This window comes from Gluconobacter cadivus, assembly GCF_015244745.1.
GTDB lineage: Bacteria > Pseudomonadota > Alphaproteobacteria > Acetobacterales > Acetobacteraceae > Gluconobacter > Gluconobacter cadivus.
Map to the genome: position 1 here is coordinate 515,610 of NZ_JABCQI010000001.1, position 24,179 is coordinate 539,788.

Here is a 24,179-nt window from a genome sequence, read left to right on the forward strand (position 1 = left end):
CCTGAAAGAAAGGGCGGAAAAATCCGCCCATACACCCTTCAGGCTGCCGCGGACTTTGACGTCTTGAGCTGGCGTTCTTCCCACAACGTGGCAAGCGCCTCGACCAGTTCGTCAATCATCTCGTTCGTATGAAGTGGCGTCGGCGTGATCCGCAGACGCTCCGTTCCGCGCGGAACGGTCGGGAAGTTGATGGGCTGGATATAATTCCCGAAACGGTTCAGCAGTTCATCCGAGAGGCTGCGGCACAGTTCGGCCTCCCCCACCATGACCGGAACGATATGGCTCGGATTCATGACATGCGGCAGACCTGCCTTGTCCAGTGCCTGACGCAGATAGGCCACGGCCCGCTGCTGACCGTCACGCTCGGCACTGCTGCGGCGCAGATACCGCACACTGGCCAGCGCACCAGCCGCGATCATCGGCGGAAGAGCCGTGGAGAAAATGAATCCCGAGCCGAAGGAGCGAACAAAGTCACAAAGTGCGGCAGAGGCAGCAATATAGCCACCCACAACACCATATCCCTTGCCCAACGTTCCCTCGATCACCGTCAGACGATGTGACAGACCGAGCTTCTCGGCCACGCCTGCACCGTGATCGCCATACATGCCAACCGCATGGACCTCATCGAGATAGGTCATGGCGCCATATTTATCGGCCAGATCGCAGAACGCCTCGATCGGGGCAATATCACCATCCATCGAATAGACGGACTCGAACGCGATGATCTTGGGAACGTCGGCAGGAAGTTCCTTCAGGCGACGTTCCAGATCCGCGACATCGTTGTGACGGAAGATCTGCTTCTCGGCTCGTGAATGACGGATGCCTTCGATCATGGAGGCATGATTGAGTTCGTCAGACAGCACAACGCAGTTACGAAGACGTCCTGCAATGGTCCCGAGCGTCACCCAGTTCGACAGGTAGCCTGAGTTGAAAAGCAGCGCGCTCTCTTTGCCGTGCAGAGAAGCGAGTTCTTTTTCCAGCTCCACGTGATAGTGGTTGGTACCCGAAATATTGCGGGTTCCACCAGCGCCAGCGCCCGTTTCGTCTAGCGCCGTGTGCATGGCGCTCAGGACCTCTGGGTGCTGCCCCATGCCGAGATAGTCGTTCGAACACCAGACCGTCACATCACGGCCCAGGCCATGATGGAAAGCTTTGGGAAAATGACCCGCCCGGCGCTCCAGATCCGCAAAGTAACGGTAGCTGCCATCCGCATGCAGACCGTCGAGAGCGGACTGAAACATCGCATCATAGTTCATCGCGTTTTTCTCCTGCCCGGCACTGTAATCCTGTGACACGGTCTCGCCAAGCTCTCCCGCCAGATAAGACCACACACCAGCTATTTATTTCTCAATACTGCAAACCATCCGACCTGCATGGTGAGACTGATTTTCCAGATCTTTTCTGGAAACCTTGTATTTCCATACTTTCCATTTTCTTCACGCACGCCCCATCCCATTATCTTTCACAAGACATCACTCAGGAGCATGCAGCCATGCTGGACATCAGACCTTTTGCCACTCTCGGTCACGCCGATCACGGGTGGCTCGACGCGCATTATCATTTTTCCTTTTCGGACTATCAGGACCGCAACCGGATGCACTGGGGACGGCTGCGTGTGTGGAACGACGATCGTATCGCGCCCCATAACGGCTTCGGCGCCCATCCACATCGCGACATGGAAATCATCACCTATGTCCGCACGGGTGCCATCACGCATGAAGACAGCCTCGGCAATCGTGGTCGAACCGAAGCGGGCGATGTGCAGGTCATGTCAGCCGGTAGCGGAATTACGCATTCCGAATTCAACCGCGAAGACGACGCCACGACGCTCTTCCAGATCTGGCTGATCCCCGATGAGACGGGCGGAAAACCGTCCTGGGGTACCCGACCGTTTCCACGTCATGAGCGCAACGGGCGCCTCGTCCCACTCGCTTCGGGCTTTCCGGAAGACAACGCCCTTCCCATCCGCACCCGTGGCCGGGTCTCCGGTGCGACACTCAAGGCCGGAGAAACCCTGACCGTCCAGACCGACCGCGCCATGTTTACCTATCTTGTTCCCGCTACAGGCAGCGTGGAAATCGAAGGGCGGATCGTTGGGCACCGGGACGGTGCGGCCCTTCATGATGTAGAAAGCATCACGATCACCGCGCGGGAAGATGCGGAAATCGTCCTCGTGGAAAGCGCAGCCTTGCGCTGACACGACGGAGGGTAAGGTTTTGTGACAAGAGGAGGAAAGTCTGTGACAAACAACACAGAAAGGTGTTTCTTCCTCCTCGCATCCTGATCAGGAGCCAGACGTTAGGAAGACAGGGCCACCAGCCCGGAAAAGGCCCGTTTTCTTCTGACAGAAGGAGCCTGACAATGACCATCCAGAGCACATACACACAGAAGTCCGGCAAGGGCCAAACCGAAGCCCAGGCCTCAACGTCGGTTTTCACCCGTTTTGGGGACTGGCTGAGTGGAGCCAGCACCGATCGCTCGGGACTGACTGAAGTCACCATCAAGATGATGAAAGATGACTGTCAGTTCGCGACAACGGTTAGTGAAATCCGCGTCCCCCCCTCAACCCCGCTTTCACCAGAGCAGGTCGAGGATCTCATGGGGGAAAAGAGGATAAACCATATTTGCGATCAGACCGGTCAGTCGCCGGAAGCTGTGGAAACAGCTTTAACCGAAGTGCTTCCAATGCTGGCTTCCATGCTTCGGGAAAATCCGGAACGTCTCTTCAGTTATCAATGTAAGATCAACTGAACACGACTTCCAGATTTCCGAACGGCGGAGGTCTCGTCAGAGACCCTCAGCCGTTCGTGCCATACGACGACGACGCGGTCGTCCGGCGTTTTCTTCAAACCGCTCACTGATCTGGGCCGTCGTTTCCGGGGCGGCCAAAACCGTCCCGGATGCTTCGACACATCCAACCTTCTGTGCAAACGCAAGAAGATCCGGAAAATCCAGACCAATACCCCGAACCTTGAGCCCCAGTGCTTTGACGGCTTCCAGAGCAGCCCGATAAAAAAGCACTGCACCCTCGTCCAGAAGGGGAGCCTCTCCCGACTGCCGCCAAGTCATGTCCGAAGGCGCCAGCAAAGACGTATCAAACTGCACGCCGTCCAGTAATCCTCCGACGGCCCGCTCGCGCAGAAGACTCAGGCTGGAGGGGGCGCTTCCAAAGCCGCCAAGGAAAATCTGGCATCCCTGATCGCGCAGGGCTGAGAGCGTGTAACACGTCTCCTTGTCGTCCTGGGCCAGGCCACTTTCCTGAAAAACCAGATCCAGACGACTGACAGGGAAACCACTGTTCTGAAGAACTGTATTCAGTCGACCGTTAAAGTCTCCGTCAGGCGCCTGATCATCCTCCAGAGAAACCATCAGCCGCATCGCCTCCGGCCATGTCGCGGCCTGTGAACATGCGTTTCCCAGGAGATCGGAATCAAATTCCCGCTGTTGCTGTCCCAGACTCTTGCGTCTGCTCTTGCGCAGGGTTCGACGGGGAACCGAGAGCCAGAGCTGACTCATATCCACCTGCGCGCCGATGACCTTGTCTGTTCCGTTGCGCCCCAGAACGAAACGTGGGAGCCATCGCAGGGGAGGCAGTGCGCTTTTTTGACGCGCCCTGCGACTCCGAAGTGTCGTGGCAAACATTCCCGCACTGGACTCTGCCATAGAGGCAGCATAGTCCGGTTTACCTTCGGGTAGTTCGGACAGCCCATCCACCCTGACTGTCTGGCCGACATGCAGGCCCTGAGGGGTTGTCGCAACCGAAGTCGCTCCCCGTCCTAGATCATCCAATGCGGACACCTCCGTTCTTCATGTCAGAACAATGCCGCTGAACCTCCTAATTTTTCCTTAATGGTGCAGGCGTTTCTGCTGTCGTTCGAACCGTAATTGCTGGCTTATACCCGCCCGACCTATCCGCTTTGGATGCATCCAAACTCTTCGTTCGATCAATCCGGACAAAGCTGCTACGGTTTCATGCCCGGACCTTCTTCCGGGCCTGTGACACCCTTGGGCGTGGGGTCTTTTCCCCTCCGAGACAGGACCATTCTGCATGACGGATGCCACAACCCGCTCCGCCGTATCTACATCTTCCCAAGGCTCTCTTATTGCCCTCCTGCCCTACTGGCAGGTCACTTTTGCCTCCTTTATGGGCTGGTTTCTGGACGCTTTTGACCAGACGACGCTCATGTTTACCCTTCCCGACATCGCCCATGATTTCGGATGCACGATTGCCGATCTGGGGGTCGTCCTGATGGGGCAGTCCATCGGGCGCGCCGTCGGCAATACAGGCTGGGGATGGCTGGCTGACCGCTATGGTCGCAAGCCGGCGTTTATGCTTGGTGTCGTCTGGTTTGCCGTCTTTTCCGCCATGACCGGGCTCTCCCATCACTTTTATGTGCTGATGGCCGTACAGTTCCTGTTCGGAATCGGCTTTGGCGGCGAATGGACCGCTTCGGCCGCTCTGCTGATGGAAAGCGTCCCGGCCTGGACACGCCCCATGGCCTCCGCACTCATGATGTCCGGCTATGAAGTCGGCTATTTCGCCGCCGCTGGCGTGCAGGCCCTGATCCTGCCGCATTATGGATGGCGCGTGCTGTTCTTCATCGGTCTCGTCCCTGCTGCGCTGGCGCTGTTCATCCGGATCGGCGTACCGGAAAGCCCGGTCTGGCTGCGGACCCACGAAGACCGTCTGACCAGAAAGCAGCACCACACAGCCCCGCCACCGCGTCCCAAATTCCGTCTGACGGGTGCAGCGCTTCAGGCGATCGCTTTCATGAGCTTTCTCGAATTCCAGAAAGCCGCGATCTACACCTATTACCCGACCATTCTGCGTGGCAGTCACCACCTGACACAACAGGCCGTTTTCTGGCCGGTAACGCTCTATTGTCTCGGATCGTTTGGCGGAAAAGTCCTGTGCGGCTGGCTGGCAGAGCGTTTCGGGGAAGTCCGGGTCATGCTCAGCGCGCTTGTCGTCGTGATGCTGACGATCTGGCCGTTCCTGAGCGCACCCACCTGGACCATGCTACTGGTTGCAGCCTTCGTCATGGGTGCCGCGGCTTCGGGGATTTTCGCGCTTGTCCCGCATTATCTGGCACAGCGCTTCCCGTCCGACACCCGCAGCTTCGGCATGGGACTGGGCTATGCGCTCGGCTCCATCGGGCAGGGTATGGCACAGAAACTTGTGCCCATGTTCGGCCCAACCATCCTCACACTGCCGTTCTCAGCCGAAATCTTCGTGCTGGGCACCAGTCTCGTGACGGGTGCCATCGCCCTGATCCGCCCCAAAGAACTTCCCGGCGAACATATGTGAGGGCTGTGTCGCGGTCTCTTAAAGAGAGGCCGCCAGCCACTCCGCTGCCCGGATGCCATCAATTCCGGCAGAAAGAATACCGCCAGCATAGCCTGCCCCTTCGCCCGCCGGAAACAACCCGCGCAGGGTTGGGCTTTGGCCGTCACGGTCACGACGCAGGCGGATCGGCGAGGATGTGCGCGTTTCCACGCCTGTCATGACGGCATCATCCATGGAAAAACCACGCAGCTTGCGTTCAAACTGCGGCAGAGCTTCACGGATGGCGTCCGTTACGAAGGGCGGCAGACACAGTGTCAAATCCGTCGGCGTCACACCCGGCTGATAGGACGGCACGACATCGCCCAGCGACGTGGAAGGACGCCCGGCCAGAAAATCCCCAACCCGCTGGGCAGGGGCGTTGTAATTGCTGCCACCCGCGACGAACGCTGCTTTTTCCCACTGTCGCTGAAACGCCATGCCGCCCAGAACGTCGTCCGGGAAATCAAGCTCGGGCTTCACTTCAACAACGATACCGCTGTTCGCATTGCGCTCGGCCCGCGAATACTGGCTCATCCCGTTGGTGACGACCTGCCCTTCCTCGGACGTTGCCGCCACGACCTGCCCGCCGGGGCACATGCAGAACGAATAAACCGCACGACCATTCGAGGCATGATGGACGAGCTTGTAATCCGCAGCCCCTAGCATCTCATGCCCGGCACTGGCGCCGAAACGGGCCACATCGATCACGGATTGCGGGTGTTCGATCCGTACGCCGATGGAGAAGGGCTTGGGGTCCATTTCCACATGGGCTTCACGCAGCATTTCAAACGTATCGCGCGCCGAGTGTCCGACTGCCAGAATGACCCGCTCCGCCGGAAGGGTTTCACCGTTCGACAGATGCAGGCCGCGCAGACGACGCTCCGCGCCTTCGCCGTCCATCTCAAATCCCTCAACACGGGTCTCGAACCGGTATTCGCCGCCCAGACGCTCGATTTCGGCGCGGATGAACATGACCATCGTGACCAGACGGAACGTGCCGATATGGGGTTTGGAGATCGTCAGAATTTCTTCCGGCGCACCCGCACGGACGAATTCTTCCAGAACATGCCGCCCCAGATGTCGCGAGTCCGAAACCCCGGAATAGAGCTTGCCGTCAGAAAACGTCCCTGCCCCGCCTTCGCCGAACTGGACGTTGCTCTCAGGCGTCAGAACGGATTTACGCCACAGGGCGAACGTATCGACCGTCCGCGCCTTCACGTCCTTACCGCGTTCGATAATGATGGGTTTTAGACCGGCCTGCGCCAGCGTCAGCGCCGCCATGATCCCGCAGGGTCCCGCGCCGATCACGACAGGACGCGGTGCCCCCTCGGGCAAGGTCGCCTCGGGCAGATGATAGGTCGTGTCCGGTGTGGGGCGGATATGCTGATCGCTCGCATGGGCGGCCAGAACCGCAACCTCGTCCGAGACATCACAGTCCACGTTATAGACCAGCACGATATGGCCGCGCTTGCGGGCATCATATCCACGACGCGCGACGTGCAGGGACTTCAGGTTTTCGGAATCGATGTTCAGACGCGCAAGCACGGCGTCGCGCAGGGCCTCCGCCGGATGATCGAGCGGGAGGCGCAGTTCGGTGATACGGATCATCAGTGGTGCCCGTTCCCCGAATCATTCCCTGCTTTTCCCGCAACGGGCGGCGCAGGATCGGCATGATGCGTGTCGGGGGAGCCTTCCATAATCCGGTCCATGATGGCCATCAGCACGCCCGAGACCACGAAAGCGAGATGGATGCCCACGCTCCATTCCAGAGCGCGCGTCGAGGTCTCATCCACACGGATGAAATCTGCCAGCACATGGATCGCGGACATGGCCACGATCGAGGCCATGAGCTTGATCTTGATGTCCCCGAACGTGACATGCCCGATCCAGCTCGGATAATCCTCATGGCTGCGGATATCGAGCCGCGAAACGAAATTCTCGTAGCCTGAGAACATGACGATCAGCAGCAGATTGGCCAGCAGGACCAGATCAATCAGATCCAGCACGCCGACGAAGACGTCGTCGAAATCCAGCCCCGTCGCCTTCAGCACCAGTCCGATCAGTTGCTGGAAGAACTTGAACGCCACCAGCAGCAGCCCGATCGTCAGGCCGAAATAGAGCGGTGCGGCGATCCAGCGCGTGGCGAAAAACGCACGCTCCATGAAGCCTTCGGCACGGCCGAAACTGCCGGTGCGTCGGGTGGACTGCGGATCGGGAGAAGGAGAGGAAGTCGTCATGCTTCCTCTCTACGATTTCAGGGGATGTTTCGCCACAGTGTTGTGAACGCTGGGCGTAAATCCCTTACGGTGTGATCTGCGTGCCCAGAACCTTGAGGAACTGCCCGATCCAGGCCGGATGTGCAGGCCATGCCGGACCGGTGACGAACTGCCCGTCTGTCACGGCGCCATCCATCGGGAGGGACTGGTAGTCGGCCCCGGCGAGCAGCACTTCCGCACGACAGGCCGGATAGGCCGAAATCTTCTTACCCTTGATGACGCCCGCCGCTGCCAGAAGCTGCGGACCATGACACACAGCCGCAACCGGCTTGCCGCTCTCAACGAATGCCCGCACCAGATCCAGCACGCTTTCTTCGGTGCTGAGCTGTTCTGGCGCACGTCCACCCGGAATAATCAGTGCGTCGTAAGAATCTGCCGTCGCGCCTGCATAGGTCGCGTTCAGCGTGAAATTATGGCCGCGCTTTTCGGTGTAGGTCTGATGGCCTTCGAAATCGTGGATCGCCGTAACGACCTGCTCCCCGGCCTTTTTGCCCGGCGAGACCACATCGACCTTGTGCCCGACCAGAAGCAGCATCTGGAACGGCACCATGATTTCGTAATCCTCAACGAAATCACCTGCGATGATGAGAATACGTTTTTCAGCCATCGTTTCCTGTCCTTCTTCACAATCGCAGCCCTGAAGACTGCGGCCATTCTTCTATCTCTAACGACACCACGCTCCGCGCCGTTCGGCAACATCGTCACGCATGGGGATATAGAGATGGGACGGTCGCGTCACATGCGGTAAGGTTAGGCCTTCATTCTTGCAGCACTGGCCTCCATGACTTCAGATCCCCACCACGCCTGCGATCACGACCATCATGACACCGCGTCGCCGCATGATCATGCAGGACATGACCACGCGGATCATGACCACCACGATCATGACCATGGGGATTGTGACGGGCACAGTCATGGCTTCGGATTCGGACACCAGCACGTCCATGCGCCGGCAAGTTTCGGCGCAGCCTTCGCCATCGGGATCGCCCTGAACACGGCCTATGTCGCCGGGGAAGCGCTGTGGGGCATCTGGGCGCATTCGATGTCCCTGCTGGCCGATGCGGGCCACAACCTGTCCGACGTATTGGGTCTCGCGGGCGCATGGCTGGCGCAGGTTCTGGCGACCCGCCCTTCGAGCGCACGCTTCACCTATGGCCTGCGCCGCTCCACGATCCTTTCTGCTCTTGCGAATGCCACAATCCTGCTGCTCGTGACTGGCGGCATCGTCTGGGAATCCGTGCTGCGCCTGTTTTCCCACGAGATGGTGCAGGGCGAGGTCATCAGCTGGGTCGCGCTGGTCGGAATCGCCGTCAACGCCGTCACAGCCCTGCTGTTCATGAAAGGCGCCTCGAGCGACCTCAACATCCGTGGCGCTTTCCTGCACATGGCGGCGGATGCCGTCATGGCGTTCTCGGTCGTCATCGCCGGTCTGCTCATTTCCTTTACGGGCTATACGATCATCGACCCGATCATGAGCCTGATCGTCTCGGCTTCCATCGTGATCGGCACTTGGTCCCTGCTCCGCCGTTCACTGGATCTGGCGCTGGATGCGGTCCCGGCGGGGATCGATCCCGAGGCGGTTCAGACAGCGCTCCTTTCCGTCGAAGGCGTGTCCGGGCTGCATCATTTGCATATCTGGGCCATGAGCACGACCGAGACTGCCCTGACCGTCCATCTGCTGTGCGATCCTGCACATCCCGTCCCTCCGGACCGGATCATCGCCAACGCCGCCGCATTGCTGCGGACGCAGTTTGACATCGCCCACCCCACTTTCCAGCTTGAAACACAGCCCTCTGTCTGCGACACGCACCAGCCCTGCTGCTGAGGACGCGTCATGACATCAACCCGCATCAAGGTCGCCCGGGCCTCCATCGCGCTGAGCGTGGTAGTCCTTGCCATAAAATACGCGGCCTATGTGGTTTCGGGCTCCAGCGCCCTGCTGTCGGACGCGATCGAGACCATCCTGAACGTGGTGGCGGCTGTCGGAACGCTCTGGGCCATGTCCGTCGCGGCCCTTCCGGCCGACGACAATCACCCCTACGGCCACGGCAAGGCGGAATATCTGTCCGCCGTCCTCGAAGGCGTTCTGGTCGTCCTGACGGCGATCGGCATTCTGGTCATCGCCGTTCATGACTGGCGCCATCCCGAACCCATTCGCGCGCCCCTCTCCGGCGTGGCGCTGAACGCGCTGGCCGGGCTGGTCAATCTCATCTGGGGCCGCATTCTGATCACGGTCGGGCGCAAACAGGCCTCACAGGCGCTTCAGGCCGCAGGCGAACATGTTGTTTCGGATGTCTGGGCGACCGTGGCACTCGTGATCGGCGTCTCGCTGATCCCGCTGCTCAAATGGGACCGCCTCGACGCCGTGCTGTCCGGACTGGTCGCTCTGAACGTCATGCGCGCCGGCTTCTCCATGATGAAGCATTCCCTGTCCGGCCTGATGGACGAAGCGCCGTCGCCCGAACAGATGGAAGCGGTCAAGGCCGTGATTTCCTCAAGCGCTACCGGCGCGCTGGAAGCCCATGACCTCCGCATCCGCAAGGTCGGCGCCCTGTCCTTCGTGGAGTTCCATCTCGTGGTGCCGAGCGCCCTGACCGTTCATGACGCCCACGAAATCTGCGACCAGATCGAAGCCGCCATCCGCTCCGAACTGGGCCGCGCCTCCATCCACATCCATGTCGAGCCTGAAGACAAGGCCAAACATTCCGGCGTTCTTGTCCTGAGCTGAAGATGGCCAAAGCAGCGCTGACTGTGCGGTTTATGACACAGCCCGGAACGGATTCGGTCCACCGCGCCTCATCGGCGGAGAACCCTTGACCCTCCTCCCGCGTTGGTGGCAGGTGCACATCATCAGCGCACGGGCCTGAACCGGGCGTATCCTCCACAGCCCGACCCTCCTTCCCGGACGTCCGAATATTGGCCGATACACCGCCTCCTTCTCCCGTTGCCGCTGTTCCCGCAGAGCCTCCGGCCACAGATGTGCGTTCCTCTGCCCATGCCATGCGCCGCAAAGACCGCATTCTGCATCTGAAGCGTTCGGCACAAGTAACAACGAACCAGTGGCGCCGCACGGCGGTCTACTGGCTCGGCGCGGTTCTGGTCGGTATCGTGGCTGTGCTGTTCGCGAGAGTAGGCGACTGGGCGGCAGGTGTGCGCCATCAGATCATCGCCTGGCACCCTGCGGCCATGCTGGTCGTAGCCCCGGTCGGACTGGCGCTCATCACATGGGCCACGCGGACCATCTTCAAGGGCGCACAGGGCTCCGGCATTCCCCAAACAATCGCGACCCTGCATATCGAAAATGTCGCGGTTGTGGACCGCGTGCTGTCCCTCAAGACCTCGCTTGGCAAAATCCTGCTGACCTCCTTCGGCCTGATCTGCGGCGCATCCATTGGGCGCGAAGGCCCGAGCGTGCAGGTTGGGGCGTCCATCATGCACGCCTTCTCGCGCCTGCTGGGACAGTCGAACATCGCCGCGCGACGCAGCATGATCCTTGCAGGTGGCGCGGCAGGCATGGCCGCAGCGTTCAATACGCCCCTCGCCGGGATCATGTTCGCCATCGAGGAACTCTCCCATTCTTTCGAACAGAAGACCTCGGGCCGTACCCTCACGGTTGTCGTCCTCTCCGGCGTCACGGCCATCGCCCTGATCGGAAACTACACCTATTTCGGCCATGCAGACGTGGACGTTCCTGTCGGCACGGCATGGATCGCGGTTTTGACCTGCGGGATTCTCGGCGGTCTTGCGGGAGGCAGCTTCTCGGCCATTCTCATCAAAGCCTCACGCGGCATTCCGGGGTGGGTCGGACACTTCGCCGCCACACGTCCGATCGCCTTTGCCGCGTCCTGCGGCTTCATACTGGCCCTGATCGGCCTCCTCTCCAAAGGCGCGACCTACGGCACGGGCTACGATCAGGCCAGCGCCATTTTCAACGGGACCGAGCATTATCCGGCCTCGTTCTTCGTCCTCAAATATCTGGCGATGATCGTCTCGTACTGCTCCGGCATCCCCGGCGGCATGTTCGCCCCGTCACTCGCCATCGGCGCAGGAATTGGCGGCTGGGTGGAGCAGTTCCTGCCGCACACCACGCCCGGCGCGGTCGTCCTGCTGGGTACGGTGGCGTATTTCTGCGGCATGTCGCAGTCCCCCCTGACCGCAACCATCATCGTCATGGAAATGTGCGACAACCAGCAGGTTACGCTTGCGCTGCTGGCCACGTCCTTTCTGGCGTTCGGCGTGTCAAAAATGATCTGCCCGCATTCGCTCTATAGCTGCCTTGCCGACCGCTTCATGGAAGCGAACGATCGCGGCGCCCATCACACCCCGCCCCCGACGGACAAGCAAAAACCGGCACCCTAATTTTTTCAGGAGCGCCGTCCGTCCCGCCTCAGGGTTCGCTGAGCAAAGAGTGCGTCGCAGCCTCCTGTTCTACCGCGCAACGTGCCGCATCGGGCGCGACCGGATGGACCTGCATCGCCAGCAGTTCACGCCGTGCCGCTGTCAGATCGTCCTGAAGGTCCGGATTGGCCAAAAGCGCATCCATCAGAGACGACGCATTCAGATAACCGGCCTGAACGTCGGATTTCCAATGCGCGCCACACACGATCCGGCTCTCTCCGAACACCCGCCCACGCTGAAGCAGCGCCGTGGCATGTTCGGGCATCAGATGTGCCAAAAGCAGCGCCATGCCATATCCCGCCGTTGTATGGCCTGAAGGATAAGACGCGTGCAGCCCGAGCCCATCGGGAGACGTGCAGATCGGCAGATTCGTGCCTACAAAGGGGCGCGTGCGGTGCCAGAATGTCTTGGCTTCGGATGTCCGACGGCCAACAGCATGGCGGATTCGCTCTAACACCCGCGCCAGATGGGGCGCCTTTGCGAGGTCGAGATCGAACCCTGCCGCACACGAGAAATCCCGAACCAGATGTGCCGGGTCCAGATCCGCGTCGCTCTGAGCCAGTTGCCAGCGCGGTGTGTCCTTCAGGGCGCGCGTGGCACGGAACACCCGGTCATCGTCAATCTGCGCCGCGCTCCCTTTCACGGGAGGCGGTGCCAGAACAAGCCGCTCGTCCGGTGCCGCACTTTCAGGCAATGCTTCGTTATGCCGCGCTGATGGAGCGCAGGCCGAGAGAACAGAAGCACATAAAAGTAAGGCAACAGGCAAACGAGTGGCAGAACGCATGGGCCGGAACATCCCGTCAGAGAGTAATACCCCTACCCTTAGCGTCGGGCGCTCCTGACGCGAAGGCTTTTCCGCATGAAGCCCTCATGACAATATCCAAGCTCCAGAGCCCGACAGGATCGCCCCATGACGTCCACTGCGCCCCGAATTTCCATCCGCTACTGCACCCAGTGCAACTGGCTGCTCCGTTCCGGCTGGATGGCTCAGGAACTGCTGTCGACATTCGGTCAGGCTCTGGGCGAAGTCGCGCTGATCCCCGATACCGGAGGCCGTTTCGAAATTCATGTGGACGAGACGCTGATCTGGGAGCGCAAACGCGACGGAGGGTTCCCCGGCCCCAAGGACCTGAAACAGCGCGTGCGGGACATCATCGACCCCGAACGCGACCTCGGACATACCGACCGCCCCTCCAGTCAGCAATCCTGATCAGGTCATTGTCTCGAAAGTCTTTCTGACCTGATCGAGACTATAGGGTTTGGGAACGAACAGACCGCGTATCGGCAGTCGGACCTGATCTGCGGGCATGTCCGCGGATGTCAGGATGATTTTCACGGGGGGCCAGCGTTTGCGTGCAATTTCCGCTAGCTTCTGACCGTCTTCTCCATCAGGCAGATGAATATCGGCAAACAGGTAACGGATCGTCGGGTCCGTCTCAAGCAACGCAATGGCATCCGCCGTCGAACGCGCGCTCAGGGTTCTGAAACCGGCACCCTCGAAATAGTCTTCCGTCATCATGCGAATGAACACGATGTCTTCGACAATCAGGATGGTGGGCCGTGTCTCAGGGTCCTGGGGCATAAAAATCACAGGTCTCCGGTCAGTCTCAGAGTGTTGCGAGCGACAGGGTCGGCGCAGTCAGATCCGCACATAAACCCGTTGACGCGTAATGAAGTTCCGTTTTTCCGTGTCGGCCCAGTCCGGACCTGAGAAGACGGACGCCAAATCCGGTTCGCTTCGGCGGTGTAACGGGCGGTCCGCCTGTCTCCCGCCACTTCAGCGTCATCACGGCCTCTGCGCCCGTAATCGTCCAGCTGAGGGACACCTTCCCGTCCGGAACACTGAGGGCGCCATATTTCACGGCGTTGGTTGCCAGTTCGTGCAGCGCCATCGAAAAGGAGGTCGCCGTATCGGGTCCGAGCTTGAGAAACGGTCCGGACACCTCGACCCGCTCTTCAACGCCCAGCGGCGTCAGCACTCCGCGAACCAGACTGGCCAGATCGGTGGACTGCCAGTTCCGACGCATCAGCAAATCGTGCGCCGCACTGAGCGCCACCAGACGGGATGTGAACGTTGCAAGCGGCCCCTGATCATCCACGTTCCGGAATCCCTGATGCGCAAGACTCTGGACGATGCTGAGCGTATTCTTGAGACGATGCAGGATTTCATGATTGACGATTTCCTGCCGCGCCTCGGCCTCCCATTCGTCCAGCGCCGTAAAAATCCGATCAGAGCCTGTGCGGATGAAGGACGTCTCATCCAGCGTCCAGTCTCGTGGCGTGGCGCTATGGACAAACAGACAGCCCGTCAGTTCAGCATGATCCATTTTCGGAACAATGATCTGCGCCTCCACACCCAGCGCGCGACAGGCCTCCTGTTCTTCCTCCATCCAGGACGGATTGGAAAGATCGTCCAGAATGAGAACAGCGCCACTACGAAGAAAATTGGACGTGCGGCGAAATGTCTGAAATGTAAAAACCCCCGAAATCGGCGGCACATCAGGGCTGCACCAGCCATGATCGATGGTGAAAACCTCATCACGCATTGTAATGGCCGCAAACCCGACACGCTGGACCTCAAGCCTGCGCCCGAGAAGTTCGCAGGCCTCTGTCAGAGCCTGCCTGCGGGTCGTGGCGGCACGCAGGGCATCCTCAACCGCGAGCAACGTGGTCAGACGACTGGTCGCGTTTTTCTCCGGGGTGATGTCCTGAAGCGTTCCGATCAGTCGGACCGGACGTCCGGACGCGTCCCTGTCCAGCACGCCCTGACGCAGAACCCAGCGCTCTTTGCGATCATCATCCCGGACAATCCGGTATTCCAGTTTCAGGGGAGCAGAACCGTCCAGAAGTTCTGACAGAAGCGGAATCCGTGCCTTGTCATCCTCATGCACCCGCTGGGCCCATTGTGGTGCGGTCACGACTTCGGTGACGGGCATGCCGATAATACGACAGACTTCAGGAGAAACGGTGATGTCCCCACTGACCAGATCGTATTCATAAATACCCACGCCTCCTGCCGCGCCCGCAGCCTGATGGAGTGCATATTTTTCGCGCGCCTGCCGCCGTTCCGCTTCTGCCTGACGGGCCTCTCGGGCAACACGCTTGCGACGGAGCTGCTGCGCAGCCAGTCGCCGTTCCTGTGCGATCGTCTCCCGACGCAGTTCCATCAGCCGCATGGTCTGCCGGGCCAGAGCGGCCAAGCCGTCATGCTCGCGCTGTGAAAGCCCCTGCGGACGTTTTTGCAGATCTACGACGCATAATGTCCCGAAAATCTCGTTTTCGGCTGTAAACAACGGATATCCCGCATAGAACCGCAGACCCGGCGCACCGCAGACAAGACTGTTCCTGCGCGTCTCCGGATCGGCCATCATATCGGTGATCACCACCGGCGCCCGTCGAGCTATGACAGCCGCACATCCGGAATTTTCCAGCGCGCCATAGGTCTGATCGGTTCCGACACGCGCGGAAAACCAGAGCTGATCTCCGTCCAGAATACTGACCAGTGCGATTGGCGTGCGGCATAATGACGCCGCAGCGATGGCAAGATCGTCCAGATCGAGATCAGAAAATGCTTCCAGGTCTCCGTAGGCGCCCAGCCCGGCAGAGTTGCCCGGTTGCACGGCGGACGATGATAGAGTCTCCAGATCCGCCTCCTGAACAGGAACCCTGTCCTGCATCAGACAGACATACCGCGTTTCCGCTCCAGCAACAATTGACCCGCTGCGTCAGCACGCATCGGGCACAAGCATGGCTCAACCGCCGCTGGACAGATCGATTGCCGCCAGAACCCCGTCTTCTGTCCCGAAGACCAGCGCGCCACCCTGCGGCGTAAAGCCCAGCGACGTCACCTTGCCGCGCTTCGTATCCTGTCCCGAGCACAGCGGCAGCACGCGCTGGTCCCCTCCGCCGATTTCCGCCAGAACAACCGTCCCGTCCTCATAGCCCGCAGCGATGATGTCTTCCTTGGGATTGGGGCAGACCGCACTGACAAACAGACCCGGCAGCCGGGCCAGTTCCGCCGGAGCCTTGCCCATCGGGCCACCACCCGTGAACGGCCACAGCACAATCGCATCGGCTCCCGCCGTCGCAAGCCAGCGCCCGTTACGCGTGAAGGCCATGGACTTCACCTGCTTGGGATAGCCGCTCATGCGCATGTTATGCCCGTCAGACAGGCGCCAGCCATGCAGATCGTTTTCCTGCATGGACGTCACGAGCGCCTCTCCGCCCGGATGGATGGCAATCGCGATATGGCTGCCCTTCCATTCGAACGGCCGCACGCTGTCGACCTTGGCCTGCACGAACCACATCGACACACCATTATAATGTGACGCCGCAATCCGCTTGCCCTTCGCATCGAACACGATGCCGGTCACGGTGGAGGGATGTTCCAGCACCTTGAGCGTCTGGTGGCCTTCCGCCGCACGGACCTCGATCTGCTTGCCGGACGAAAACGCCAGATGACCTGTCGTACTGGCCACACAGTCGATCCAGCGGCGCCCTTCGTGCAACACGTCCGTGCGCCCATCGGCAAAAGTCCGGACGAGCTTCCCGTCCTCACCGCCCGACAGGAACGAATCCGGCTCACAGCCCTGAGCCAGACATAACCCGCCGTCATGCACGGAGACGACCGTCCAGCTTTCCGCATCCCGCAGACGATCCCGCGGAATGAGAACAAGCTCCCCATCCACCGTCAGCGCCGCAAAGCTGCGCCCGTCGCGGGAGGAGACCACATGAACGATCGGGCTCTCGAACCGGCGCTCAGCACCCCGGTCCGCCAGAAGATCCTGCATCATACCGCAATGCAGCTTTCAAAGCCGCGCCGAAGCTGCGGGCGGTTCAGATTGCGCCCGATGAACACCAGACGGGACTCCCGGCTCTCCCCCTCGCGGAACGGGCCGATGAAATCCCCATCTGCCATCATATGCACGGCCTGAAATGCAAAACGGTTCTGCTCGCCCTTGAAATGCAGAATGCCCTTGGCCCGCAGAATGTCCGCGCCCTGCTCCTGAAGGATCGCCCCGATCCATGCCTGAAAACGGGGCTGGTCGATCGGCTCCTTGATGCTCAGGGAAATGCTGGTGATGCCTTCCTCGTGGGAATGGTGATCGTTCTCCAGGAAGTCCGGCATCGTCTTGAGCGCGCGCGCCAGATCGAAGCCACCCTGATCCAGAATGTCCGTCAGCTTCACGCCGCCATGCTGCGCCTCATGGATCTGCGCCACGGCGTTGATCTTCTTCAGACGCGCCACGATGTCCTTGCGGCGCTCTTCATCCGCCAGATCGACCTTATTCAGCACGATCACATCCGCGAACGCGATCTGGTTGACGGCTTCGGGGCTTTCGTCCAGCGTTTCCATGACGTTGAATGCATCCACAACCGTCACAACCGCGTCCAGACGCGCCTTTTCGCGGAGGTTCTCGTCCACGAAGAATGTCTGCGCGACCGGGGCTGGATCGGCCAGTCCGGTCGTTTCGACGATGATGCCGTCAAACCGGTTGCGACGCCGCAGCAGACTACCCAGAATGCGGATCAGATCTCCGCGCACCGTGCAGCAGATGCAGCCGTTGTTCATTTCGAACACTTCCTCGTCCGCATCCACCACGAGGTCGTTGTCGATCCCGAGTTCGCCGAACTCATTCACAACAACCGCATATTTGCGACCATGCTCGGCCGTCAGGATATGATTGAGAAGCGTCGTCTTGCCGGCGCCAAGAAAGCCGGTGAGAACCGTTACGGGAACGGTTCCGCTCCGTGTCGGCGTGACAGTCGTGTCAGGGGTGCTGGACATAAGGCCTCCGTAATCTGCCTTACGATATAGGCCGGACCCCGCCCGCTTGAAACCCGTTCCGTATCGGCAGGGCCCGATAGGCCAGCGCCAACCCCAGCAGCAGGAACCCCCAGCCACTCAGCGGCAGGTTCAGGAAGTCCGACGTCGAGGCGATGGGCCATTCCTGAATCAACACCGCCGCAAACAGACCGATCGCAATCGCATGGCCATCCCGCCCCGGCCAGATCGCCTTCAGCCATGTCGCAATCATCAAGACGAACAGGATCAGCCCCGGTACTCCGGCATTGACCAGCGCCTGAAGATAATGGTTGTGCGGATGCTGCACACACAGATCCAGCCACCCCCTCTCGGGCACGGCCTCCGACAGTCCTGGCAGGCCATGAAAGGTGGACGGGTCTGAGCAGAAATGCCGGTAGGCGTCATAGCCTTGCCCGATCCAAGGGTGCGCCTGCGCCATCACGACCGCATGGGTGTAGATTTCCCCATAAGGCGACTGACCGAAATGCGTGAGCTGCTGCCGCGCCAATGTCACGAGATGAAAGAAGCTCCTGGGTGAAAACACCCGCGCCACCAGCACCAGAACCGGCAGCATCGCCGCCGCCGCCAGCGCGGCCGGACGCATGGGCCGATAAAGTAGCGCACACACCCCGATCCCCAGAAGCGAGAGCACAAGCGGCATCCTTTGCCCCGCCAGCACCATGATCCCAACGGCCAGAATTGTGGCGGCACACAGCCCAAGCGTTCGCATCAGACGACTGCCCGCCTTTTCCGCCACCGCACATCCCACCATCAACAGCGGCAAGATCAGTCGGGACAATGGTGCAGCAGCGCGAGGGTGCTCGTACGGCCCCGTCAGCGTTCCGTCATGAAATCGCGGAATCCCGAACAGATTGCGCCCGAACACGGCCTGAACCATCATCTGAACGGCAATATAAACCCCGCACGCACAGGTCAGCCACAGCACACGTCTGCGCCAGATCGCATCCCGGAGCAGCCAGCAGCCCAACGCAGCCGCTGCAAGCGGAAAACGGATCGCCAGAAGCGCCTGACCCAGCGCCCCATGTCCCGGCGATACCCACAGCGTGCACAGAACCTGCCAACTCCACCAGCAGAACGTGGCGACAACCCAAGGTTCCCGGAGCCAGTCCCATCCCCCCTCACGCCGCCCGATCAGCGAAGAATGGAGCAGCAGCAGAACAGCCAGAAGATCAAGATCGGCCTCACCTGCCACGCGCACATGCGTCAGGGCCAGAGGCAGAACCAGGGCAGCCCATCGGCCGATCCGGGTCACAGTGGAAGGAGAGAAGCGCATCTTAAGTGGATGGAAGGTTTCGGCTTCGCATGCAACCACTTACAGTCCGAAGCGCTTTTTCGTTACTGTCTATTTCGAGTGGAGACAATCATGGCATCCGACACCATCCTCATCCCCGGCATCGACACGCCCCTTTCCCGCGTCGCTCTTGGCACATGGGCCATCGGCGGCTGGATGTGGGGCGGCCCCGACGATGACAATGGCGTCCGCACCATTCATGCGGCCCTCGACGAAGGGATCAACCTGATCGACACGGCCCCGGTCTATGGTTTTGGCCATTCGGAAGAAGTCGTCGGTCGCGCCCTCGCCGAAAAGCCGAACAAGGCCCACATCGCCACCAAACTCGGTCTGCACTGGGCTGGCGAAGACGAAAAGAACATGAAGGTCTTCCGGGACTCCCGCCCGGCGCGCATCCGCAAAGAGGTCGAGGACTCGCTGCGTCGCCTGCGTGTCGAAACAATCGATCTCGAACAGATCCACTGGCCTGATGACAAGACCCCCATCGACGAAAGCGCCCGCGAACTCCAGAAGCTCCATCAGGAAGGCAAGATCCGCGCCCTTGGCGTCAGCAATTTCTCGCCCGAACAGATGGATATTTTCCGCGAAGTCGCCCCGATCGCCACGATCCAGCCACCGCTGAATCTGTTCGAACGGACGATCGAAAAGGACATCCTGCCGTATGCCGAAAAGCACAATGCCGTCATTCTGGCTTACGGCGCCCTGTGTCGTGGCCTGCTGACTGGCAAGATGAGCCACGACACGACCTTCCCCAAGGATGATCTGCGCTCAAACGATCCGAAATTTCAGAAGCCGAACTTCGAGAACTATCTCGCAGCCGTCGAAGACTTCAAAAAACTCGCCGAAAAACGCGGCAAATCGACCATGGCCTTTGCTGTCCGCTGGGTTCTCGATCAGGGGCCGGTCATCGCCCTGTGGGGTGCCCGCAAGCCTGAACAGGTCTCAGGTGTAAAGGACGTTTTCGGCTGGACCCTGACGGACGAAGAAAAGAAAGCCGTGGACGACATTCTGGCGCGCCATGTGCCGAACGCCATCGACCCGACATTTATGGCCCCGCCCCAGCGGGACTAATTCTCTCAGGACTGCGGCTTCCGCCGGGCAAACGCAATCGCCGCATGCCGCAGTTCTTCCACGCGACTGCGGGCCGCCCCAACATCGAACAGGGTCGCCCGTTCCCGCCCTTTTACACCCAGCCTGACCCTCAGACCGTCATCGTCCATCAGACGGCTCAGGGTTTGCTCCAGTTCGCCGGGGGCGTCCGGTGCCGCCAACAGCGCCGCGTCTCCGACCAGATCCGACAACGCGCCCACAGGAGACGCCACAACCGCCGCGCCACATCCCATGGCTTCCAGCGCGGTCATGCCAAATGGCTCCTGCCAGCGGCTTGGCACCACAACGATTGCCGCCTCCGCCATCACGGCCAGAACAGCCTCATGAGGCCGATACCCTGTCATCACGATCCCGGCAGCAGCCGCAAGAGGCCGAAGCTGCTTCAGATAAGGCGTTTCGGGAGAGTCCGGCCCGAACCGATCCGCTCCCATGATAACAGCCCGCCACCCCGGATAACGCGCTCTGATCTGACCCCAGGCGCGGACAAACGCATCCACACCCTTGTCCGCCACGACCCGCCCGGCAAACAGGACCGTCTTCTGCCTGTCGTGTGAGACTGGCAGTGCGGACAGATCCAGACAGTTGGGCTGCACCTCAGTTCGGATCGGGCCGCAGCCTTCCCGGAAACGCTGGATGACCCAGTCCGAAACACCACAGACCAGCACATGTCGCGCCAGATCCTCACGCTGTCGGACCGACCGCGCGCCCCTCATCCCGCAGGGATCATTGTGCAGAACCAGACGCACCGGCCCAAACCGCGCCAGAAACCGGGCCAGATCCGGCCGGTTGTGAATTTCCGTGAGCGCTGGCCGACACGACCGCATCATCGCCACACAGGCAAAACGCAAACGCCACCCATGCGAAAGAGGAACCCTTGGCACGATTAACGGTTGATAACGACCGCCGGGTAAAGGCACGCCCACCGCCACCCTTCCCGCGACGACATCTCCAGCGCCGGCAAGACGGCTAACCAGCAGGGAAATTGCCCCCGCATGACCTGCTTCGTAACGCTCGCGCGGCGGAAGAATGGTCAGGACAGGGGCCTGAATCGTGTCAAATTCGGTCTCAGCAACATTTTGTTGCAGTTTGAGCGATTCCTGACTGTCCGACATTTCCAGTTTCTTAACAGAAGCCAAGGCATCTTACATCGAGATTAACGGATGGAAATGATTGTGCGTATTTCCCAGAGAACAGGTCAGGAAGGAGAACGCCCCTGCGCGGACACACGCCTTCCGAGGACTGCGTCCCGGGAAAATATCAAAACACTCTTTCCGATTCACCATCTCGCCGACGCCTCCAGCGAGGGATTGGCCATTCTGTATCAGGGCCGGATCATTGAGGCCAACAGATCTCTCCTTTCCTGCCTCGGGACCGACCTCCAGAATTTCCCCCCGCTCGAAGAGATCCTTCCCGCCGCTCTAAAAGCCCTGCCGGATAATCAGTACCATTCCGGCCTTCTTATGACGCTGCAGAAAGAGGCTATTCCCGTCCAGTTCAGACTGACTCCCCTTCGCCGAAACGACAAAGACTGTCTGGCGCTGGCCGTCACATTCCTCAGGTCTCTTTCTCCCGCCACAGACATTCTGCCTCCGGACTCTGCCCCGGGCCTGTGCAGCAGGACAGAGTTCGAGAGACATCTCGAAGACTTCTTCCTCAAGCATGCAGTGCCGCAAGCCGCAGGTATTCTCCTGCACGTCAACATCAACCGTTTCCGCACCATCAACGAGCGTTACGGCACCAGAATCGCCAACGACCTTCTCGAAGCGATCGGACAACGCCTTCAGACATTCCTGAGTGATGACTGCATCGTTGCACGCTTCAGCAGCGACGAGTTCGGAGTTTTCTGCCCTTTCCCGTACGAACAGCCCACTGAGGCCACACACTGGGCACAGATTACACGGGATATCTTTCACACCACACTGCCCGTGGATGGACACAGAATCCACATCACAGCCAGTATCGGCTGCTGCCTGATTCCATTTGATACATACCGCTTCGAGACGGCCTGCCATTATGCTGAACTTGCCCTGAGCGAAGCCCGTCGTCTTCAGTCGCCAGACTGGATCAGCTTCAATCCTGTCATGCAGGCAAATGTCCAGCATCGCTGCGAAATGGAACATGACCTGCAACGGGCTCTCGAATCAAACGAGTTTTTTCTCGAATTCCAGCCTCTGATCTGCCTTAAAACAAACAGAGTCGAATGCGTCGAAGCCCTGCTTCGCTGGCAACACCCGGTCAGGGGTGTGATTGCCCCGAACGAATTCATCCCGGTTGCGGAAGACTGCAACCTCATTGTCCCGATTGGCCGCTGGGTACTGCTCGAAGCCTGTGCTCAGGCAAGCAGACTGCCGGAGCATATCAGGATCGCCGTCAATATTTCCGCAGTCCAGTTCGCGCATGACGACATGTATGCAGCCGTCATCCAGACGCTTTTTCAGACGGGTCTCGCTGCGGAAAGGCTCGAACTCGAACTGACGGAAAGCATATTTCTGGACGCTGTACAGCGCAATCTGGAAACCATGGGCAAAATCCGCGCTCTGGGCGTCAAGATTGTCATGGACGATTTTGGTATCGGATTTTCAAGTCTCAATTATCTGCGTAGCTTTCCGTTTGACCGGATCAAGATCGATCGTTCCTTCATCCGAGACATGTTGAACGATCCACAGGCCCAGAGCATCGTCAGCGCCATCATGACGCTGGGACATGCCATGTCGATGGAAGTTATCGCCGAGGGTGTAGAAACCGCCGCACAACTCGACATGCTGCGTCATACATCCTGCACGACGGCACAGGGCTTCCTGATGGGCCGACCTGCTCCTCTCGCAGATCTGTCAGCCTGTCCGGGGATGACCGATACGACCGTCATACCTCAGAAAAATGCCAGAATCTCCAGAGATCACCTATCCTGACACGTTCCGGATTTACGTTCGTCAGCCAGACGCTCTCTCCTGACAACACGACGGGTCTCACGCAACAGCCGATATTTTTCCACCGCGCTCAGGCAAACCCTCTCCTCAGGGTCACGGCATCCGGACTGCTGCGCCTTCGAGGAAATACGAGACGGGGAGGCCTGCGTGTTCCTGTAAGATGCCATCATCTTTCCAATCAGACTATTTGATACGAATTGTAACTTTCACCTTACAGACTGTCGAGGACTTTCCGGAAACTCATTCTCACACAATGACCTGCCCATTTCTGGAAACAGATCGGACAGTTTGTCAGGTCCCACCATGATCCCTCGAAGGCCTGCCGCACATGCAGCCTGCATGTCGGTCGGCTGGTCTCCAAACAGGACGCAACGCGCAGGATCCAGTTCCCATCGTTGCAACAGATCAAGGATCATACCGGGCGACGGTTTGCGGTCCACGCTATGCCCTCGATAACGTTCGACTTCGGCCTCTGGGTGCATGGGGCAGTACCGCCAGTCATCCACAGTCCCGCCATGCTCGCGGATGCTGTCGATAACCCAGTCCATAAGAACCATAAGGTCGGCTTCGGAATAGAACCCCCGTGCAATCCCGGACTGGTTGGTCACGATAAAAACGTGATGGCCACTTTCGGTCATTCTGGCGATGGCCTCGCGAACACCGGGCTCCCATTCGAACCGTTCGCGCGTTCCGACCCATCCAAAGTCCCGGTTAATGACGCCGTCACGATCCAGAAAAACGGCCGGACGGCGCAAATTCAGCGACATCTCCTGCAGCGTCTTTTCCAACCTGCTGTCATTCGCACAATCGTAAAAATCCCCTGTCAGCGAGAGACCCCGGAGCGTTCCATTTTCCGCCAACTTTGGAAGCACGTCTTGCTCCAAAGAGCAGGTCTCCGACAGCATTTCACAGATCGAGACATCAAAAAGACAGAGGCCGGTCCTCACTAAAACTGACTTTTCCAAGTCGTCACGGTTCTGGTGAAACGACACAAGCCCGTTTGCACGCAAAAAGACTTCTGTCT

At 59.8% G+C, this 24,179-nt stretch carries 22 protein-coding genes; 9 read left to right on the top strand and 13 right to left on the bottom strand.

Annotation, left to right across the window (positions count from 1 at the left end):
• Positions 1-38: 38 nt before the first annotated feature.
• Entirely contained in the window at positions 39-1,256 is a 1,218-nt protein-coding gene (gene hemA / locus HKD28_RS02365; RefSeq protein ID WP_194266807.1) for a 5-aminolevulinate synthase, read from the bottom strand.
• A gap of 236 nt (positions 1,257-1,492) precedes the next feature.
• Between hemA and HKD28_RS02370 the strand changes: the two genes are divergently transcribed.
• Both HKD28_RS02370 and HKD28_RS02375 read left to right on the top strand, forming a co-directional pair.
• Entirely contained in the window at positions 1,493-2,197 is a 705-nt protein-coding gene (locus tag HKD28_RS02370) for a pirin family protein (RefSeq protein ID WP_194261866.1), read from the top strand.
• 164 nt (positions 2,198-2,361) lie between these two features.
• On the top strand, positions 2,362-2,751 hold the full coding sequence (locus HKD28_RS02375) for a YidB family protein (RefSeq protein WP_194266698.1): 390 nt from the start codon (positions 2,362-2,364) through the stop codon (positions 2,749-2,751).
• A gap of 36 nt (positions 2,752-2,787) precedes the next feature.
• On the opposite strand, the gene HKD28_RS02380 is transcribed toward HKD28_RS02375, so the two are convergent.
• Complete coding sequence (locus tag HKD28_RS02380; RefSeq protein WP_194261864.1) at positions 2,788-3,798, bottom strand: EAL domain-containing protein; 1,011 nt, start codon at positions 3,796-3,798, stop codon at positions 2,788-2,790.
• A 250-nt stretch (positions 3,799-4,048) separates the two neighbouring features.
• Between HKD28_RS02380 and HKD28_RS02385 the strand changes: the two genes are divergently transcribed.
• A complete protein-coding gene (locus tag HKD28_RS02385; RefSeq protein ID WP_194266699.1) occupies positions 4,049-5,308 on the top strand; it encodes an MFS transporter in 1,260 nt (419 codons plus the stop codon).
• A gap of 18 nt (positions 5,309-5,326) precedes the next feature.
• Here the strand turns inward: HKD28_RS02385 and HKD28_RS02390 are convergent, their stop codons facing one another.
• From HKD28_RS02390 to HKD28_RS02400, 3 genes are all read right to left on the bottom strand, one after another.
• Entirely contained in the window at positions 5,327-6,934 is a 1,608-nt protein-coding gene (locus HKD28_RS02390) for an NAD(P)/FAD-dependent oxidoreductase (RefSeq protein WP_194266700.1), read from the bottom strand.
• Positions 6,934-7,563: a TIGR00645 family protein gene (locus HKD28_RS02395; protein WP_099285501.1), complete on the bottom strand. Its 630-nt coding sequence runs from the start codon at positions 7,561-7,563 to the stop codon at positions 6,934-6,936. The genes HKD28_RS02390 and HKD28_RS02395 overlap by 1 nt, the downstream gene beginning before the upstream one ends.
• Before the next feature lie 64 nt (positions 7,564-7,627).
• Positions 7,628-8,209: a DJ-1/PfpI family protein gene (locus tag HKD28_RS02400; protein ID WP_194266701.1), complete on the bottom strand. Its 582-nt coding sequence runs from the start codon at positions 8,207-8,209 to the stop codon at positions 7,628-7,630.
• 174 nt (positions 8,210-8,383) lie between these two features.
• Here HKD28_RS02400 and HKD28_RS02405 point away from each other — a divergent pair, with 174 nt between their 5' ends.
• The 3 genes from HKD28_RS02405 to HKD28_RS02415 all read left to right on the top strand — a co-directional run bounded on the left by HKD28_RS02405 (position 8,384) and on the right by HKD28_RS02415 (position 11,961).
• Positions 8,384-9,427, top strand: coding sequence for a cation diffusion facilitator family transporter (locus tag HKD28_RS02405; protein WP_194266702.1), 1,044 nt, complete (start codon positions 8,384-8,386; stop codon positions 9,425-9,427).
• A 9-nt stretch (positions 9,428-9,436) separates the two neighbouring features.
• On the top strand, positions 9,437-10,330 hold the full coding sequence (locus HKD28_RS02410; protein WP_194266703.1) for a cation diffusion facilitator family transporter: 894 nt from the start codon (positions 9,437-9,439) through the stop codon (positions 10,328-10,330).
• Positions 10,331-10,518: 188 nt separating this feature from the next.
• A complete protein-coding gene (locus HKD28_RS02415) occupies positions 10,519-11,961 on the top strand; it encodes a chloride channel protein (protein WP_407925759.1) in 1,443 nt (480 codons plus the stop codon).
• Positions 11,962-11,989: 28 nt separating this feature from the next.
• On the opposite strand, the gene HKD28_RS02420 is transcribed toward HKD28_RS02415, so the two are convergent.
• A complete protein-coding gene (locus HKD28_RS02420; protein ID WP_194266704.1) occupies positions 11,990-12,784 on the bottom strand; it encodes an acid phosphatase in 795 nt (264 codons plus the stop codon).
• A 126-nt stretch (positions 12,785-12,910) separates the two neighbouring features.
• On the opposite strand from HKD28_RS02420, the gene HKD28_RS02425 reads away from it, so the two are divergent.
• Complete coding sequence (locus HKD28_RS02425; protein WP_194266705.1) at positions 12,911-13,210, top strand: SelT/SelW/SelH family protein; 300 nt, start codon at positions 12,911-12,913, stop codon at positions 13,208-13,210.
• Here HKD28_RS02425 and HKD28_RS02430 read toward each other — a convergent pair whose 3' ends face one another.
• The 5 genes from HKD28_RS02430 to HKD28_RS02450 form a co-directional block, all read right to left on the bottom strand.
• Positions 13,211-13,582, bottom strand: coding sequence for a response regulator (locus tag HKD28_RS02430; protein ID WP_194266706.1), 372 nt, complete (start codon positions 13,580-13,582; stop codon positions 13,211-13,213).
• A gap of 25 nt (positions 13,583-13,607) precedes the next feature.
• Entirely contained in the window at positions 13,608-15,677 is a 2,070-nt protein-coding gene (locus tag HKD28_RS02435; RefSeq protein WP_194266707.1) for an HWE histidine kinase domain-containing protein, read from the bottom strand.
• Positions 15,678-15,752: 75 nt separating this feature from the next.
• The gene (locus tag HKD28_RS02440) at positions 15,753-16,793 is read right to left on the bottom strand and encodes a WD40 repeat domain-containing protein (protein ID WP_194266708.1); all 1,041 of its coding nucleotides are present in this window, start codon (positions 16,791-16,793) and stop codon (positions 15,753-15,755) included.
• On the bottom strand, positions 16,790-17,788 hold the full coding sequence (locus tag HKD28_RS02445; protein ID WP_194266709.1) for a CobW family GTP-binding protein: 999 nt from the start codon (positions 17,786-17,788) through the stop codon (positions 16,790-16,792). Before HKD28_RS02445 ends, HKD28_RS02440 begins: the two co-directional genes overlap by 4 nt.
• 19 nt (positions 17,789-17,807) lie before the next feature.
• Positions 17,808-19,139, bottom strand: a complete 1,332-nt coding sequence (locus HKD28_RS02450; protein WP_328748766.1) for an O-antigen ligase family protein — start codon at positions 19,137-19,139, stop codon at positions 17,808-17,810.
• A gap of 51 nt (positions 19,140-19,190) precedes the next feature.
• On the opposite strand from HKD28_RS02450, the gene HKD28_RS02455 reads away from it, so the two are divergent.
• A complete protein-coding gene (locus HKD28_RS02455; protein ID WP_194266710.1) occupies positions 19,191-20,189 on the top strand; it encodes an aldo/keto reductase in 999 nt (332 codons plus the stop codon).
• A 5-nt stretch (positions 20,190-20,194) separates the two neighbouring features.
• Here the strand turns inward: HKD28_RS02455 and HKD28_RS02460 are convergent, their stop codons facing one another.
• Entirely contained in the window at positions 20,195-21,340 is a 1,146-nt protein-coding gene (locus tag HKD28_RS02460; RefSeq protein ID WP_194266711.1) for a glycosyltransferase family 4 protein, read from the bottom strand.
• A 60-nt stretch (positions 21,341-21,400) separates the two neighbouring features.
• On the opposite strand from HKD28_RS02460, the gene HKD28_RS02465 reads away from it, so the two are divergent.
• Complete coding sequence (locus HKD28_RS02465) at positions 21,401-23,137, top strand: putative bifunctional diguanylate cyclase/phosphodiesterase (protein WP_194266712.1); 1,737 nt, start codon at positions 21,401-21,403, stop codon at positions 23,135-23,137.
• Between the two features lie 224 nt (positions 23,138-23,361).
• Here HKD28_RS02465 and HKD28_RS02470 read toward each other — a convergent pair whose 3' ends face one another.
• Positions 23,362-23,922: an HAD family hydrolase gene (locus tag HKD28_RS02470; RefSeq protein ID WP_235993242.1), complete on the bottom strand. Its 561-nt coding sequence runs from the start codon at positions 23,920-23,922 to the stop codon at positions 23,362-23,364.
• Between the last annotated feature and the right edge of the window lie 257 nt (positions 23,923-24,179).

Bases quoted from the DNA above. Each gene is read 5' to 3' on its own strand.
- HKD28_RS02395 (WP_099285501.1), bottom strand. From the start codon at position 7,563: ATGACGACTTCCTCTCCTTCTCCCGATCCGCAGTCCACCCGACGCACC.
- HKD28_RS02440 (WP_194266708.1), bottom strand. From the start codon at position 16,793: ATGATGCAGGATCTTCTGGCGGACCGGGGTGCTGAGCGCCGGTTCGAG.
- HKD28_RS02420 (WP_194266704.1), bottom strand. From the start codon at position 12,784: ATGCGTTCTGCCACTCGTTTGCCTGTTGCCTTACTTTTATGTGCTTCT.
- HKD28_RS02435 (WP_194266707.1), bottom strand. From the start codon at position 15,677: ATGCAGGACAGGGTTCCTGTTCAGGAGGCGGATCTGGAGACTCTATCA.
- HKD28_RS02390 (WP_194266700.1), bottom strand. From the start codon at position 6,934: ATGATCCGTATCACCGAACTGCGCCTCCCGCTCGATCATCCGGCGGAG.
- HKD28_RS02400 (WP_194266701.1), bottom strand. From the start codon at position 8,209: ATGGCTGAAAAACGTATTCTCATCATCGCAGGTGATTTCGTTGAGGAT.
- HKD28_RS02375 (WP_194266698.1), top strand. From the start codon at position 2,362: ATGACCATCCAGAGCACATACACACAGAAGTCCGGCAAGGGCCAAACC.
- HKD28_RS02405 (WP_194266702.1), top strand. From the start codon at position 8,384: ATGACTTCAGATCCCCACCACGCCTGCGATCACGACCATCATGACACC.
- hemA (WP_194266807.1), bottom strand. From the start codon at position 1,256: ATGAACTATGATGCGATGTTTCAGTCCGCTCTCGACGGTCTGCATGCG.
- HKD28_RS02425 (WP_194266705.1), top strand. From the start codon at position 12,911: ATGACGTCCACTGCGCCCCGAATTTCCATCCGCTACTGCACCCAGTGC.
- HKD28_RS02455 (WP_194266710.1), top strand. From the start codon at position 19,191: ATGGCATCCGACACCATCCTCATCCCCGGCATCGACACGCCCCTTTCC.
- HKD28_RS02410 (WP_194266703.1), top strand. From the start codon at position 9,437: ATGACATCAACCCGCATCAAGGTCGCCCGGGCCTCCATCGCGCTGAGC.
- HKD28_RS02385 (WP_194266699.1), top strand. From the start codon at position 4,049: ATGACGGATGCCACAACCCGCTCCGCCGTATCTACATCTTCCCAAGGC.
- HKD28_RS02460 (WP_194266711.1), bottom strand. From the start codon at position 21,340: ATGTCGGACAGTCAGGAATCGCTCAAACTGCAACAAAATGTTGCTGAG.
- HKD28_RS02370 (WP_194261866.1), top strand. From the start codon at position 1,493: ATGCTGGACATCAGACCTTTTGCCACTCTCGGTCACGCCGATCACGGG.
- HKD28_RS02430 (WP_194266706.1), bottom strand. From the start codon at position 13,582: ATGCCCCAGGACCCTGAGACACGGCCCACCATCCTGATTGTCGAAGAC.
- HKD28_RS02470 (WP_235993242.1), bottom strand. From the start codon at position 23,922: ATGTCGCTGAATTTGCGCCGTCCGGCCGTTTTTCTGGATCGTGACGGC.
- HKD28_RS02445 (WP_194266709.1), bottom strand. From the start codon at position 17,788: ATGTCCAGCACCCCTGACACGACTGTCACGCCGACACGGAGCGGAACC.